A 333-nucleotide genomic window follows, 5' to 3' on the forward strand; every position below is an offset into this window, starting at 1 on the left:
TTGGCGTGGAGAATCATCGTCGACAGCATGAATCATCGCGGCGCTTTTAACAACGACAATACGAACAAACCGCCGCGCCTGTCGTCGCCAGATAATGTCCGGTAAGGTTGCATTATCGGACATATCCTGATAGGCTCCCTAACCATGCAAAATCCCCCGGAAAGCACGCCCAAAATCGACGACACGGCCGACGGCCATCAAGACGGCGAGCTGCCCGACATCGTCGATCTCGTCATGGAGATGGGCCGGCCGACATCCCGTGTCCCGGCGCACGTCGAGGACCTGGTCGAAGCGGCAAAAGGCTACGCGAACGCCGCCAGCTCCGAAAACACA

At 58.3% G+C, this 333-nt stretch carries 1 pseudogene; it reads left to right on the forward strand.

Annotated elements, in window-relative coordinates:
• Positions 1-144 precede the first annotated feature (144 nt).
• Positions 145-333, forward strand: a pseudogene (locus AC0L3D_RS37050) (integrase); the annotation flags it as partial.

The sequence above is a fragment of the Mesorhizobium sp. WSM4837 genome, from assembly GCF_055811435.1.